Here is a 14,045-nt window from a genome sequence, read left to right as displayed (position 1 = left end):
CAGGCCGCCCTTGGCGATATTTATAGGCCTGCCGCGCGCCGGAGCAAGGACCGCCGGGCGACCGGACCGGCCGGCTTCATGCCGAACAGCGGCCGGACCCAGCGCCACGGGCGCACCAGCCCTGCGTAAATCAACCCGGTTCCTGCGAAGGTCGCGAAGACGGCGGCCACGAAGCCCGGCAGCGGCGACGCCCCCGCCCCCAGCAGCGCCCAGACCGCGATCACCGTGACGGTCTGGTGAATGAGATAGAACGGATAGACCGCCTCGGTGGCCTGCGCGAGGAAGGCGGGCCGCCGGGTCAGATGGCGGTGCGCGAAGCCCACGATGGCGAACAGCCAGGCCATGACGTTGATGCCCGACACCAGGGCGAAGAGCGGCCGGGCCGGCGGCTCGATCACCGCCCGCACGGTGCCCTCGAAGTAGCCGAGATAGAGGAAGGCGTAGGCCGCGATGCCGACGAGCAACGATACGAAGCGCTGCCGCTCCAGCGCCCGCAGCAGATCGGGCGATCCGAAGAGGAAGGCGCCGTAAAGCAACAACGCGCCATAGGACACGAGCCCGTTCCAGTCGCCGACCAGGCCATTGATGTTCCAGGAGACGGGCGCCAGCCACAGGGTCGACGCGGCCAGCGGCAGGACCATCAGCCACTGCAGGCCATACCGCGCCGCGACCGCACCGGCCTGGGCCACGGCGCTGTTGCCGCGCGCGGTCCGCGCCCACAGGAAGATCGGCAGCAGCACCAGCGTGAAGACGAGTACGTAGGCCAGGAACCAGAGATGATGCCAACTCAGGTTGCCCCCGGGATAGACGCCCTCGAAGGCGTGCGGTAGCCATTCCAGGAACGAGCCGCCGAACTGGCCGCGCGACAGCCGCTCCAGATAGACTTGCGGCGGCACGATCACGACCATGCCGAAGGCAAGCGGCAGCAGCAGCCGCTTCAGCCGGTCGCGCACGAAGGCGCCCGGCGTGCGATCGCCGAGCGCCAGCACGATGGCCGCGCCCGACACCATGAAGATCAGCGGCATGCGCCAGCGGTTCAAGAACCGCATGGCCTCGCGCAGCCCGTCCAGACTGTCGGGGCTGGTGACGTGCCAGGACCAGCCCGACCAGGCCATGCCGGCGTGGTAGAAGATCAGCAGACCGAAGGCGAGGACGCGCAGCCAGTCGAGGTCGGCGCGGCGTTCGACAGGGGCGACTGGCGGCATGACAGGGCTCCCGGGGATGGACACCGCCTGCCCTTAACCCGCAAGCCTTTGATTTCTCGGCGTTTTGTGACGACCGGCGCGGAGGATGGGACGACCGGCGGGCGGCGCGGGACGTCCGGTCAGGTCCTGACGGGGGCCAGCGCCTCGAACCGCTGGCGGTAGCGTCGGCTCAGGTTGACCTCGGCACCGCCCTGCAGCCGGATGCGCCAGTCGCCGCTCACCCAGGGTGTCACCTCGACCACGCGGGCGATGTTCACCAGATGGGATTTGTGCACGCGCACGAAGCGCTTAGGATCGAGTTCGCCCTCCAGCCGCGTCAGCGAAGAGCGGATCTCGAAGGTCTCCTCGCCGACGTGGAGGACGGCGTAGTTGCCCGAGGCTTCGATCCAGTCGATCTCGCCGACCTCGACCATGATCTCCCGGCCCTTGCGACGAACCGCGAAGCGCTCGGGACGCGGCGCTAGCGGGGGCTGCTGGGGCTGCGGGATCGCCTCGGGCGTCGCCGCCCCGGCCGCCACCGCAGAGTCGGCCGGACGCGTCAGATAGTGGCGCAGCGCGACCACGCCGGCGCTCAACAGGCCATAGGCGATGATGTCCTTGGCGAACTCGTAGAGCATGCGGTCGAGGGTGAGCGGGAAACTGTGCGTCTTGCCCAATATCCCGCCGAACCACACGAAGCGCAGCGCCGCCATGCCGACCGTATGGACGATGCTGAAGGGAACGACGGCCGCGCCGTGGATGACGAGGTTGCGCGGGCGCTCGCCGATCGGGAAGCGGCGATGCAGCCAGTAGATCACCGGCAACAGGGCCGCGACCACCAGATGGCTGGAAACCTGGATCGCCAGCGCCGTGCCATACGGCATGCCAACGCCGCGCGCCGTTTCGTTGGCGATCTCGACATGGGTATGCGCAAACACCGACACGGTCAGCAGCGCCGCCCAGATCGCCGGGAGACGCCAGTCGAAGGAGCTAGCCGGTGACGACACGGGACCGCCGCGTGGGAAGATTGCCCAGCCACTCCATCAGCGGTGTCCAGCAGAGATCGCGCGCGCGGCCGCTGACCACCATGCCGATATGGCCGAGCGGCAGGTCGATCCGCGTGGCGTTCTTCAGCCCCTTCTTCGGATCCGCCAGCGCCGCCGCCGAGAGCGGCGGCACGATGCGATCGCCCGAGGGGATCATGACCAGGGCCGGCACCTTGATCTTCGACGGCACGATGCGGCGGCCCGCCACGACCCACTGGCCTTTGCCCGGGACGTTGTCGCCGTACCAGCCGACGAGACACTCGCGCGCGGTCGGACCGGCGAGCGGCGCGCCGCCGTTCAGCCAGTCCTCCAGCAGCACGAATTCCTTGGCATGCTCGCCGTTCTGGTCGAGGCCGAGGAAGCGGCCGAACTTCTTCACTGCGAGCCACGGATCGAGCGACCAGAACAGGGTCTGCAGGATGTCGACCGGCAACTCGCCGACGCGGTCGGCGACCTCGGCCAGCAGCGGCCCGGTCGAGACGAGGAACGCCTGGCCCGTCCGGTCGGCATGGAAATCCCAGGGCGCCGCCATCAGTGCGAGGCCCGCGACGCGGCGCGGCTTGCGAGCGGCCAGCGCGACGGTGAGCGTGCCGCCCATGCAGTAGCCTAGGACGGCCGGCGCCCGCCGGGCCCGCTTGGCGACGAAGGCCAGCGCCCGTTCGAGGCGCCCCACATAGGCCGTCGTGTCGAAGCCGCGCTCCTCATCGTCGGGCGTGCCCCAGTCGACGAGATAGGGCCGCAGTCCCTGCGCCGCCATGGCGCGCAGCAGGCTCTTCTCGGCGGTGAGGTCCAGCACTTCCCAGCGATTGATCAGCGACGGTACGACCAGCACCGCGCGCGCGCCGCGGCGGCGGGCGGCGCGATGGGTGGCGCCGTAGTCGAGCAGGCGCGTATTGCCTTCGCGCCACACCGCGGGGGGTTCTTCCAGGGTCCGGCGGACAGCGTGCCGCTGATAGGCGAGCACACCATCGGCCAGCCGGTCCATCCGCCGCAGGATCTCCCGTTTCAGCGCTTCGTCGAACCTGCCGGGTCCCGCCTGCGCCTCGAGGAAACCGATCTCGGGCAGCAGTGCTGCCAGAGCTTCAGGAGGTTCGCGTGCGGGACTCGAGTTCTGCGAGCCGGGCTTCAAGAGCTTCCACGCGCTTTCGGAGCTCGCCCACGTCATCAGCGCCGTTCCCAGATGGAGCGGCAGCGGGCGGGGGCCTAGTCGTGCCTGCATGAGATGCTCCTTGGACAGCCTGCATCGCCGAGGCGACCTGCGTGTTGGCGGCGGCAAACAGGCGGGCGATCTGTTCGGTCACGGCCTGATCGGAGGCAAGGCCGGAAAGCTGGGCCTGCCAGAGATCCAGGTAACGGCGGGCCAACCTGTCGAAATCGGCGGTGGAATCGCCCGTCGTACTGCCTGTCGCGTTGTCGTTTTCGGAGGCCATGCGCGTACTATAACGCATCGACGCGCTTTCGCTGCTTTCGCATCAGCAAAGCCTGCCTTGTCGCACTGCGGCATCGGCGCTAAGGTGAACGATCCCAGTAAACGAGCGTTCACTGCGCACGGGAGCTAGAGGAGCGAAGCGTAATGGCCGACCAGGCAGTACCCGACGGCGGACCGAAAACGGCGCCGGTGGTGATCAAGAAGTACGCGAACCGGCGGCTCTACAATACCGCCACATCGGCCTATGTGACGCTCGATCATCTGTCCCAGATGGTGAAGGACAAGACCGACTTCGTGGTCTACGACGCCAAGACGGGCGACGAGATCACCCGCTCGGTGCTGACCCAGATCATCTTCGAGGAAGAGAGCAAGGGTGGCCAGACGCTGCTGCCGATCCCGTTCCTGCGCCAGCTCATCTCCTTCTACGGCGACAGTCTGCAGGGCGTGGTACCGCAGTATCTCGAAATGTCGATGACGCAGTTCGCGCGCAATCAGGACCAGATGCGCCGCTACATGCAGAATGCCTTCGGCTTCAATCCGTTCCAGCAGTTCGAGTCGATGGGCAAGCAGAACATGGCGATGTTCGAGAACGCCATGCGAATGTTCAACCCGTTCGGCACGGCGCCCAGCAGCCCGCCCGCGGCTCCCCCGTCGGCTCCCGCCAACGGTCACGAGCCGGCCAGGCCGGAAGCCGCGGCGGCGTCCAACGATGCGGCGATCGACGACCTGAAGCGCAAGCTCGACGAGTTGCAGAGCCAGCTCTCGGAACTCGGCAAGAAGTCCTGAACCGGGCATGAGCGCGTCGACGTCGTCGATGACCCGCCGGGTCATGTCGCCCTGCATCGGCATCTGCAAGCTCGACCAGAAGAGCGGCCTCTGCATCGGCTGCAAGCGCACGATCGAGGAGATCGGCCGCTGGGCCATGCTCGACGACGCCGCGCGCCAAACCATCATCGACCAGCTTCCGACGCGTAAGCTTTAGAGCCGTTCCAGTTCATATTGACCCACTTACCTCATCCTGAGGAGCGCGCCGAAGGCGTGCGTCTCGAAGGATGGGCAACAGGCAAGGTGCGCGTTCCCACCCTTCGAGACGCATCGCTGCGCGATGCTCCTCAGGGTGAGGTCGTTGTTTGAATGTTCGGCTTGATTCAATCTCGCCCAGAAGCGCTCTAAGGGATCACTCCTCGCTGCGGGCGCGCCTGATTCATGATCGCGCCACTCAAGAGGGGAGGTCACGCCGCTCACAGTGGCGCGGCCCCCACCTATCTGCCCTTGAACGACGGCTTGCGCTTCTCGCGGAAGGCCGAGGTGCCTTCCTTGTAGTCTTCGGTCAGGCCGGTCAGCACGTTCTGGTCGGCGTCCATGTGGCTGCCGAGATCGTCGAGCGCATGGGCGAGACGGTTCACCGTGCTCTTGGTCATGCGCACAGGGATCGGCGGCTGGCGGGCGATACGCTCGGCGAACGCCATCGAGGCGGCCAGCGCCTGTCCGTCGTCGACGACGTTCTCGACCAGGCCCCAGTCCAGCGCCTCCGCCGCACCGATCCGGTCCGACGCCAGGATCACCGCCTGCTTGGTGCGCGCCGGGCCCATCAACGCCAGCATGCGCGGGATCGAGCCCCAGCTCATGTTCATGCCGAGCTCGACTTCGGGAATGCGGAAGTGCGCTGAGCGGCCGCAGGTGCGAAAGTCGAGCGACACGACCAGCGCCGCGCCGCCACCGACGCAATGGCCCTCGACGGCGGCGATGGTGATCTGGTCCATGTCCTGCCAGGCCTTGCACATCCTGGGGCCCAGCCGCTGGCGGTGGATGCGCTCGCCGATCGACAGGCCCTCACGCTCGCGGCCCTCCGGATCCTTGAGGTCGAAACCGGCCGAGAAGGCCTTGGCCGAGCCGGTCAGGATCACCACCGTCGTCTCGAGATCGTCCTCGAAAGCGCGCGGCACGTCGCGCAGCTCGCGCATCGCCTGCTGACTCAGCGCATTGATGTTGTCGCCCCGATCGAAGCGTACGACGGCGATGCGGCCCTGCGGCCCCAGCCCCTTCTCGATCTTCACGAACTGTCCGCTCATCGCGCATTCCTCCAGGATTTCGCACGACCCTAGCGGCTCGTCTTTACAAGGGCGAGCCGCTTCGATTGACTGGCCTGCATGTCGAAAGCCATTGAATCCGCCGTCTTCGAGCGTCGCGTCACCGCGTTGTTCGCTTCCTACACCAAGCCCGGTTCGCCGGGCGCCGTCGTCGGCGTCATGCGCAATGGCGACGTCGAGTTCTGCAAGGGCTTCGGTCTCGCCAGCGTGGAACTGAACGTTCCGATCCGCCCGGACACCCGCTTCCGCATCGCCTCGGTGAGCAAGCAGTTCACGGTGACGGCGGCGCTGATGCTGGCGGCCGAAGGCAGGCTCAAGCTCTCCGATCCGCCGCACAAGTACCTGCCCGAGCTGGCGCCGCTGCCGGTGACCATCGACCAGATGATGCGCAATTCGAGCGGGCTGCCCGACTTCCTCGAATTGCTGCGGCTGGGCGGACACGGTCTCGACAGGCCGGCTAGGCCGGAGGATCTGTTCGATGCCTGCACGCGCAACCGCCATCTCAACTTCGCGCCCGGCAGCCGCTTCCTCTACAGCAACACCAACTTCCTGCTGCTCGGCCTGATCGTCGAGAAGCTGGCGAAGCAGAAGCTGGGAGACGTGCTCGCCGAGCGCATCTTCAAGCCGCTCGGCATGGCGCAGACAAGACTGACGGCCGAGATCGACGCCGTGATTCCCGGTCTCGCCACCGGCTACCTCGGCGACCGCGAGCAGGGCTTCCGCCGCGCGGCGCATGCCTATCCCCAGGGCGGCGAGGGCGGCCTCACCTCGACGGTCGAGGACCTGCTGATCTGGAGCCGGCATTTCGACAGGCCCACGCTCGGCAAGACGATCCCCGCGCAGCTCGCGGCCATCGCGCCGCTGACCGGCGGCAAGGCCAACAGCTATCGCCGCGGTGTCGCCGTCGAGGAACTGCGTGGCCTGCAAACGATCGGCCATGGCGGTCTGTGGCCGGGCTTCCGCACGGAATTCCTGCGCGTGCCGAGGGCCGATCTCACCGTTGTGGTGATCGCCAACCTGGGCAGCATCGACCCGTGGCGGCGCGCGCGCGATATCGCGGCGCTCGCCCTCGACGGCGACCGCCGGATGAAGCCCGCCCTGGCGCCGATCACGCAGGCCGAGATCAAGCCGATCGGCGGGACCTGGTTCAACGCAGCGGAGCCGTCGCTGTTCGATCTGGCGTGGCGCAATGGTGAGGCGACGGTGACGCAGAACGGCATGCCCTTCGCGCTGGGACGCCGCGCCGGCGGCTGGCTGGCGGCCGAGCGCGGCTCCTACGAGTTCGCGCTGAAGCCCGGGCCAAAGGGGACACTGAAGGTCGATCTCGGCGCCGGCCGCATCGTGACGTTCGGCAAACTCGCCATGCGCGCGGCCGTACCGGCCGATCTCGCCGGCACCTATGTCTCGTCCGACTGCGCCGCCGTATGGCGCATCAGCCGCGACGGCAAGGACTGGACCATGGAGGTCGGTGGACCGCTGATTTCGGGCGGTGCGCCGTGGCTCGTGCGCGGCCTCGATGCCGACACGGTAGAGGTGGAATCGCCGGGCAACTGGATCAAGGCGACCCAGCTCGCCCATCTGGTCCGAGACCGCGCCGGCCGCATCGTCGCGCTCGAAGTCTCGACCGGCCGCATCAAGAAGATGCGCTTCGATCGCGAGGACTGAGCCCACCCCCCATTCGGATGGGGAAGTGTCGCGTTTGCGGCTTGCAACCCAGCCGCTGATGCGACGGAGGGGTCATGACCCCATCGCCCTCGTAAGACGAGGGCACTTCCCCTTTGCGGAACCCGCAAAGGGGAAGTGATCGACGATCAACGGAACGGGATTGCGTACATCAGGCCGCCGTTGGTCCACAGCGCGTTCTGGCCGCGGTCGAGCTTCAGCGGCGTCGCCGGACCGACATGGCGGTCGTAGCTCTCGCCGTAGTTACCGACCTGCTTGATGACGTTGTACATCCACTTCTCGTCGACGCCGACGGCCTTGCCGAAGCCGGGCGTGACGCCAAGGAAGCGCTTCACCGCGGGATCCTCGCTCTTCAGCTTCTCGTCGACGTTCTTGGAGGTGATGCCCATCTCCTCGGCCTCGATCATGCCCATCAGGGTCCACTTCACGAGGTCGAACCACTGGTCGTCGCCGTGGCGCACGATCGGACCGAGCGGCTCCTTGGAGATGCGCTCGGGCAGGATGACATGCTCGCCCTTGCCGGCCAGCTGGCCGGCGCGCACCGCGGCGAGGCCGGAGGCGTCGGTCGTGTAGGCGTCGCAGCGGCCGGCGGCATAGGCCTGCAGCAGCTCGTCGAGCTTCTCGATCAGCACCGGCTTGAAGGTCATCTTGTTGGCGCGGAAATAGTCCGCGAGGTTGAGCTCCGTGGTGGTGCCGGGCTGGACGCAGATCGTGGCGCCGTTCAGCTCCTTCGCGCTCTTGATGTTGGCCTTGGCCGGCACGATGAAGCCCTGGCCGTCGTAGAAGTTGACGCCCGCGATGTTGAAGCCGAGCGACGTGTCGCGCAGCAGGGTCTGCGTCGCGTTGCGGGTGATGACGTCGACCTCGCCCGACTGCAGGGCGACGAAGCGCTGTTGCGCCGTCGTCGGGGTGAACTTCACCTTCTCGGCATCGCCGAACATCGCCGCGGCGATGGCCTTGCAGAGATCTACGTCGAGGCCGGTCCACTTGCCCTGGCTGTCGGCGAAGGAGAAGCCCGCCAGGCCGGTGTTCACCGCGCACTGCACGAAACCCTTGGCCTTGACCGCGTCGAAGGTCTGCCCGGCAAGCGCCGGACCGGCAGCCAACGCGGTCACGCCCAAAACGGCGGCCAGCGCCACACCAAACCTGACAGACATTGCGTTCACCCTTCTCATGAAACCCCGTGGTCGCGACACCATAGCAGAACACATGCCACCGGCCGTCAGTCCGCCAGGAAATTGCCGATCTCGTCGAGCAGCCGCGCATGTGCCGGCTCGCCGTCGAGCAGGGCGTGGTTCTTGCTCTGCAGGGTGACGAAGCGGGCGCCGGGGATTTCCGCCGCCATCGCCCGGCCGAGCTCCCACGAGGCGACGGCGTCGCCGCGCGAATGGGTGACCAGCGTCGGCACCTTGACCTTCGGCAGCAGGTCGCGAACGTCGATGTTGCCGACGGCCTCACGGATGCGAAAGGCGTTCTCCGGCGAGATGCAGATTCGCTGCAACTCGTTGAAGCTGTCGAACACCTCCTTGGTACCGTCGGGGAAGAACAGCGATGTGAACATCTGGCGGAAGGCCGGATTGTCGGTGCCCCAGCCGGTACGGATCAGGTGCATCATTGCCCGTGTCTGCTCCGCCACCTCGGGCGACCGCCGGAGCGGCCCGACCGCGAAGCCGCCGTGCAGGATCAGGTGGCTCACCCGCTCGGGATGGCGCACCGCGTAGGCGACGGCCACGGCGCAGCCCTGTGACATGCAGAATACCGGCGCACGCTTGATGCCCGCTGCATCCATCACCGTTTCCAGGTCGGTGACGAAGGCCTCGAAGTCGATACGTCCGACCTCCCAGTCCGACAGGCCGTTGCCGCGCGCGTCGTAGCGGACCAGCGTGCGCTCGGCCGCCAGCCCGCGGAACAGGCCGCGATAGATTGGGCTCTCCCAGTCGTACTCCAGGTGATTGAGCCAGTTCGCCGTCTTCACGATCGGCGGCCCCGCGCCCACCGTTGCATAGGCCAGCCGCACCCCATCGGAGGCGCGACAGAAGGCGATGCGCTGCTCGCGCGCCGGTGCAGCCGGCCCCGACGGCAAGGCTTCGGAGGCGGCGGGCGCGTGCGCGGCGACGCCCAGCCGGGCGGCGAAAGCCTCGACGTCGAGATCCCAGTCGGCCCGGCCGAAATCGGCCTTGTGGCGCATCACCGCCTGGGTGAGCAGCGAGAGATTGTGGTCGGTCGGCACCGTGGCGCCCGAGGCCCAGCGGCTGACCACCGACTTGTCGATCCCCACCGTCTGCGCCAGCCGCCCCCGGCTGAGGTTGAAGGCCTTCAGCACGAGATCGAACTTGCGCGCGAAATCCCGCACCGCCGCCATTTTCCTCCCCGAACCGGCGCCATTCTGGGGGTTGTTCGCCGCCGTGCAACCCCCTGCACGCCGCAGCAACTGCCGGCCACGGCGGCGCGGTGCCAAAACCCTCCCATCGACGGACGGCATCCCGCCAGCCCGCACACCTCAAGGGAGACTTCAAATGTTCAAGACCATCCTCGCCACCGCTACCGCCGCCCTGATCGCCACGGCCATCGGCGCCCCGGCCCAAGCCCAGATCCGGCCGAACGGCCTCACCCTCCAGGGCGTCGAAATGAACGGCGGCACCTGGAATGGCCAGCGCTTCCACGGGGCGACCATCGAATCGCAGGGCTTCGCGCTCGACGGCATCGCGCTGCCGGCCTCCGTGCGCTGAGACCGCCAGCCCCCACCCACATCTCAAGGGAGACTTCAAATGTTCAAAGCCGTCCTCGCCGCCGCCGCCGCCCTGATCGCCACGATCCTCGCCGCCCCGGCTCATGCGGTCATCAGGCCGAACGGCGTCGCGCTCAACGGCAGCGTCGCCCCGACGTCGTCGAACGTCACCATCGACCAGGTCCAACTACCGGCCGGAACCCCCTGACCGACTCCGCCCGTCACCCCGCCCGGCCGGCCCGAATTCGCAGGGCCGGCCGCCTCTTTTCCAGAATCCAAGCGCCGTCCAACGCCGGCAGGACTCCCATGAAGGTCAACCGTCGCCCACCCTGGCTCGACCATCTCGGCATGATCGCCGCGGCTGCCCTGGTGGCTTATGCGGTCGCGGCTGCCGGGGCCGTTCTGTCCGCACTTCGATCCGGCCATGCGCTCGATGTCTCGCTGCTTGCGCAATGGCCGGTCGAGTCGCTGGCCTGTTGGTATGTCCCCGTCCTGCTGGCGATCTTCGCCCTCGAGATCGCGGTCGGCGGTTGGCACGACAGCCCGGCATGGCGCGTTCTGCATGGAACGTCGCCCTCCCACCGCACCGACGTGTTCTACCTCGCGACCGAACTGCTGGCGTTAGGGCCGATGATGGCGGCGGTCGCCACGATCGGCCTAAGCACCGCCCTCGATGCGGTCCTGACGGCACCACGGGCCTGGCAGCCAGCCGCCGATCTGCCGTTATGGCTGGCGGTACCGCTGTTCATCATCGTCGAGCCGTTCTTCACCTACTGGTCGCACCGCCTCATGCATACACCGCTGATGTGGCCGCTCCATGCGGTCCATCACGCCGCCGACGATCTCACCGCGATCTCGACCACGCGCCATCATCCCGGCGACACCCTGGTGTGCACCGGCATCAGCGGCGTACCGGCGGCGCTGTTCGGCTTCCCGCCGGATGCGGTGTTCTATGCCCTTGTGGCGATGGCGACGGCGACCACGCTGCTGCACACGCGCGTTCCCGTGCCAGCTTGGATCGAGAAGTATATCGTCGCCGGGCCGCGCGCTCACGGCATCCATCACAGCCGCGATGCCGCCGACCACGACACGAACTTCTGCCTGTTGCCGATCTACGATCGGGTGTTCGGCACCTGGCGCTGGCACGAGCGGCCGGTCGCCTTCGGCGCCGGCGATGCCCGCTTCGACACCGGCCGGCCGTTACACGATATCGTCGGCGTCTACGTCATCTGGATCGACGGTCTGTGCCGGGCAGCCCGTCACCTGGCCAGGAAGCAGCCGATCTCTTCGAACAGGCGGACGTGCGCGGGCTCGCTGTCCAGAAGGGCGTGAGTGATGCCTTGCAGGGCGTGCGGCCTTCGCGATCGACCGCATCGAACGGTCGGCCTCGGTGCGCTGAGACGGACCCGACCTCGCGCGTGACCGCCATTCGCCCGCTTCTTCTCCTGCCGACCGGCCTGGGCGGCGCCACCGCCCAAACCACCTTGTGCCCCCTCCGTCGCAAGAGGGTGAGCCGTCCGCAATACGGATCCGACACCCCCCGCTCTAAGGAAGGCCCGCCTTGGCGAGGGCGGCGTGATAGCGCTTCCAGCCTTCATTGGTCTGCTCGATCGCGTTGGCGATCGTCGCGAGGCGCACGCCGGGCGCGTAGCGGAGCGCGAGCTGAACATGTCGAGCGGCGTCGTCGGGCCGATCGAGTTCGGCAAGCGCCGCCGCCATGTACAGATGATTGTCGACCGACGCTTCGTTGAGTTGCAGCCCGCTTTCAGCCGAGGCGAGGGCGTCGCGGAAGTCGCCCCCCGCAAAGTGACAGAAAGCCCGGCAGCCGAAGAACAGATAGGCCATCGGATCGCGCGGGCTGAGGCGCATCGCCTGATCCACGTGCGGCAAGCCGTCGTGGGATTGGCCGAGGCTCCCATACCCCCGCGCCAGCAACGCGCGCGCCATGGCAAGATTTGGATTGAGCATCACTGCCCGCTCCAGCAGGCCGACTCCGGCGCGGTGCCGCCCCATGAACATCGACGCGCCGCCGACCAGGAAGAGCCCGGTCGGATCGTCCTGGTCGAGCGCGAGCGCGTGCTTGATGTCCGCCGCCGCCTGGCGTGCATCGCTGAGCCAATCCTCGCCCCATTGCGTGTACGCACGATAGCCGCGCGCGAAGGCACGCACGCCGTAGGCGAGAGCGTCGTCGGGCGCCAGTGCGATGGCGCCGGTGGCGTTCTCCTCGGCGGCCGCGAGATTGTCGCGTGTGAAGCTGATCAATGCCACCAGTCCGCGCACGACCAGTCCCCAAGCCCCCAGATCCGGTCGCTGGAGCTGGCGCTGCGAGCGGATCTCGGCATTGAGAAGCTGCGGGAACAGCGTACCGACGATCGCACTCGCGATGTCGTCCTGGACGGCGAAGACATCGACCAGCTCACGGTCGAATTGCCCGGCCCACAGCCGTTGCAGGTTCCGGCCATCGACGAGATGGGCGGTCACCCGGACCCTGTTGCCCGCCGTGCGCAGCGTGCCTTCGAGCAGATAGCGGACATTCAGTTGCTGCGCGATCCGGCCCGGGTCGCTGGGGCCCGCCTTGTAGGAGAAGCTGGAGCTGCTGGCGATGACGGTGAAGGCCTGGCTCTGGGACAGCAGCGCGATCGTGTTCTCGGTCATGCCGTCGGCGAAGTATTCGTGCTCGGGATCGCCACCGATGTTCTGGAATGGCAGCACGGCGATTGACGGCTTCTCGGGCGGAGCGGGGGACGGTGCCACCCGCTCCGGCGCAGCGACGCCGAGCCGGGCGGCGAAGGCCTCGACGTCGAGATCCCAGTCGGCCCGGCCGAAATCAGCCTTGTGGCGCATCACCGCGTGGGTCAGCAGCGAGAGATTGTGGTCGGTCGGCACCGTGGCGCCCGAGGCCCAGCGGCTGACCACCGACTTGTCGATCCCCACCGTCTGCGCCAGCCGCCCCCGGCTGAGGTTGAAGGCCTTCAGCACGAGATCGAACTTGCGCGCGAAATCCCGCACCGCCGCCATTTTCCTCCCCGAACCGGCGCCATTCTGGGGGTTGTTCGCCGCCGTGCAACCCCCTGCACGCCGCAGCAACTGCCGGCCACGGCGGCGCGGTGCCAAAACCCTCCCATCGACGGACGGCATCCCGCCAGCCCGCACACCTCAAGGGAGACTTCAAATGTTCAAGACCATTCTCGCCACCGCTACCGCCGCCCTGATCGCCACGGCCATCGGCGCCCCGGCCCAGGCCGCAAGTTGTCTGAAGTGCCTGCCCAACGGCGTCGAGATGAACGGCCTCGGCTGGAACGGCCTCGGCTGGAACGGCCTCGGCTGGAACGGCCTCGGCTGGAACGGCATCGCCCCCGCCGCCTCGTCCTTCGTGCTCGAAGCCATCGAGCTGCCGCCCCAGGAGCACTGAGCCGGACCGGATCCCGCACCCAAGGCAAGACCCATGCGCCTGCTCCTTCTCCTCCTGCTGATCGGCCTGGGCGGTGCTGCCGCCCGGGCTGCCGAGCCGGAGGGCCGGGTGCAGGCGCAGTGGGTGGCCGGCGCAGGCTTCGCCCTCTTCGCCGAAGCCAGCCGCAGCCACGAGACGACCGGCGCCGGCCGCCATCTCGGCGAGACCAGCGCGGCGGGCCTCTCTTGGCAGGCCGGCGGCTTCAAGGCCGCCCTCTCCGCCGGCCACTTCTCCTACGACTATACCGGCGTCGGCGTCGGCGCCGGTCGGCACGCCTCCTTTGCCGTCAGCCACGAGATCGTCACCCCGGCCGCCGGCTCCTTCTCCCTCGAGCTGCGACGGTCACGCCTCTGGGAAGCCGAGAACCAGCTCGACATCACCAGCGGCCGCCTCGGCTGGACGCTCAGGTTCTGAACTCCCTGCATACCGGATCT

At 67.9% G+C, this 14,045-nt stretch carries 16 protein-coding genes; 9 read left to right on the top strand and 7 right to left on the bottom strand.

The genetic code is table 11. From position 1 onward, the window contains the following. Positions 1-20: 20 nt before the first annotated feature. From LJ725_RS15145 to LJ725_RS15135, 3 genes are all read right to left on the bottom strand, one after another. A complete protein-coding gene (locus LJ725_RS15145; protein ID WP_230551481.1) occupies positions 21-1,205 on the bottom strand; it encodes an acyltransferase family protein in 1,185 nt (394 codons plus the stop codon). A 119-nt stretch (positions 1,206-1,324) separates the two neighbouring features. Beyond that, positions 1,325-2,191, bottom strand: a complete 867-nt coding sequence (locus LJ725_RS29195; protein WP_230551480.1) for a LytR/AlgR family response regulator transcription factor — start codon at positions 2,189-2,191, stop codon at positions 1,325-1,327. Then, on the bottom strand, positions 2,175-3,449 hold the full coding sequence (locus LJ725_RS15135; RefSeq protein ID WP_230551479.1) for an alpha/beta fold hydrolase: 1,275 nt from the start codon (positions 3,447-3,449) through the stop codon (positions 2,175-2,177). The genes LJ725_RS29195 and LJ725_RS15135 overlap by 17 nt, the downstream gene beginning before the upstream one ends. Positions 3,450-3,459: 10 nt before the next feature. On the opposite strand from LJ725_RS15135, the gene LJ725_RS15130 reads away from it, so the two are divergent. From LJ725_RS15130 to LJ725_RS15120, 3 genes are read left to right on the top strand one after another with little or no spacing between them, the layout of a single operon-like run. Continuing rightward, on the top strand, positions 3,460-3,789 hold the full coding sequence (locus LJ725_RS15130) for a hypothetical protein (protein WP_230551478.1): 330 nt from the start codon (positions 3,460-3,462) through the stop codon (positions 3,787-3,789). Positions 3,790-3,803: 14 nt separating this feature from the next. Next, the gene (gene phaR, locus LJ725_RS15125) at positions 3,804-4,445 is read left to right on the top strand and encodes a polyhydroxyalkanoate synthesis repressor PhaR (RefSeq protein ID WP_230551477.1); all 642 of its coding nucleotides are present in this window, start codon (positions 3,804-3,806) and stop codon (positions 4,443-4,445) included. A 7-nt stretch (positions 4,446-4,452) separates the two neighbouring features. Continuing rightward, positions 4,453-4,641, top strand: coding sequence for a DUF1289 domain-containing protein (locus LJ725_RS15120; RefSeq protein ID WP_230551476.1), 189 nt, complete (start codon positions 4,453-4,455; stop codon positions 4,639-4,641). Between the two features lie 280 nt (positions 4,642-4,921). Here LJ725_RS15120 and LJ725_RS15115 read toward each other — a convergent pair whose 3' ends face one another. Next, complete coding sequence (locus tag LJ725_RS15115; RefSeq protein ID WP_230551475.1) at positions 4,922-5,731, bottom strand: enoyl-CoA hydratase/isomerase family protein; 810 nt, start codon at positions 5,729-5,731, stop codon at positions 4,922-4,924. Between the two features lie 78 nt (positions 5,732-5,809). Between LJ725_RS15115 and LJ725_RS15110 the strand changes: the two genes are divergently transcribed. After that, on the top strand, positions 5,810-7,414 hold the full coding sequence (locus LJ725_RS15110; RefSeq protein WP_230551474.1) for a serine hydrolase domain-containing protein: 1,605 nt from the start codon (positions 5,810-5,812) through the stop codon (positions 7,412-7,414). Positions 7,415-7,560: 146 nt separating this feature from the next. On the opposite strand, the gene LJ725_RS15105 is transcribed toward LJ725_RS15110, so the two are convergent. Together LJ725_RS15105 and LJ725_RS15100 are read right to left on the bottom strand one after the other, a co-directional pair. Further along, complete coding sequence (locus LJ725_RS15105) at positions 7,561-8,589, bottom strand: amino acid ABC transporter substrate-binding protein (protein ID WP_230551473.1); 1,029 nt, start codon at positions 8,587-8,589, stop codon at positions 7,561-7,563. Between the two features lie 65 nt (positions 8,590-8,654). Further along, a complete protein-coding gene (locus LJ725_RS15100) occupies positions 8,655-9,794 on the bottom strand; it encodes an alpha/beta fold hydrolase (protein ID WP_230551472.1) in 1,140 nt (379 codons plus the stop codon). A gap of 154 nt (positions 9,795-9,948) precedes the next feature. Here LJ725_RS15100 and LJ725_RS15095 point away from each other — a divergent pair, with 154 nt between their 5' ends. The 3 genes from LJ725_RS15095 (at position 9,949) to LJ725_RS15085 (ending at position 11,492) form a co-directional block, all read left to right on the top strand. After that, entirely contained in the window at positions 9,949-10,161 is a 213-nt protein-coding gene (locus LJ725_RS15095) for a hypothetical protein (RefSeq protein WP_230551471.1), read from the top strand. Between the two features lie 39 nt (positions 10,162-10,200). Continuing rightward, on the top strand, positions 10,201-10,368 hold the full coding sequence (locus LJ725_RS15090) for a hypothetical protein (RefSeq protein ID WP_230551470.1): 168 nt from the start codon (positions 10,201-10,203) through the stop codon (positions 10,366-10,368). Between the two features lie 98 nt (positions 10,369-10,466). Continuing rightward, the gene (locus LJ725_RS15085) at positions 10,467-11,492 is read left to right on the top strand and encodes a sterol desaturase family protein (protein WP_230551469.1); all 1,026 of its coding nucleotides are present in this window, start codon (positions 10,467-10,469) and stop codon (positions 11,490-11,492) included. 213 nt (positions 11,493-11,705) lie between these two features. Here the strand turns inward: LJ725_RS15085 and LJ725_RS15080 are convergent, their stop codons facing one another. After that, positions 11,706-13,178, bottom strand: a complete 1,473-nt coding sequence (locus tag LJ725_RS15080; RefSeq protein ID WP_230551468.1) for a hypothetical protein — start codon at positions 13,176-13,178, stop codon at positions 11,706-11,708. Between the two features lie 154 nt (positions 13,179-13,332). Between LJ725_RS15080 and LJ725_RS15075 the strand changes: the two genes are divergently transcribed. Both LJ725_RS15075 and LJ725_RS15070 read left to right on the top strand, forming a co-directional pair. After that, positions 13,333-13,572 carry a hypothetical protein gene (locus LJ725_RS15075; RefSeq protein ID WP_230551467.1) on the top strand — a complete coding sequence of 80 codons (240 nt, stop codon included), beginning with the start codon at positions 13,333-13,335 and terminating at the stop codon, positions 13,570-13,572. 33 nt (positions 13,573-13,605) lie between these two features. Further along, complete coding sequence (locus tag LJ725_RS15070; protein WP_230551466.1) at positions 13,606-14,025, top strand: hypothetical protein; 420 nt, start codon at positions 13,606-13,608, stop codon at positions 14,023-14,025. The last annotated feature ends 20 nt before the right edge of the window (positions 14,026-14,045 follow it).

The sequence above is a fragment of the Reyranella aquatilis genome (genome assembly GCF_020880995.1).
Taxonomy (GTDB): domain Bacteria; phylum Pseudomonadota; class Alphaproteobacteria; order Reyranellales; family Reyranellaceae; genus Reyranella; species Reyranella aquatilis.
Note: the sequence above shows the minus strand (reverse complement) of the source record. Positions and strands in the feature narration are given on the sequence as shown.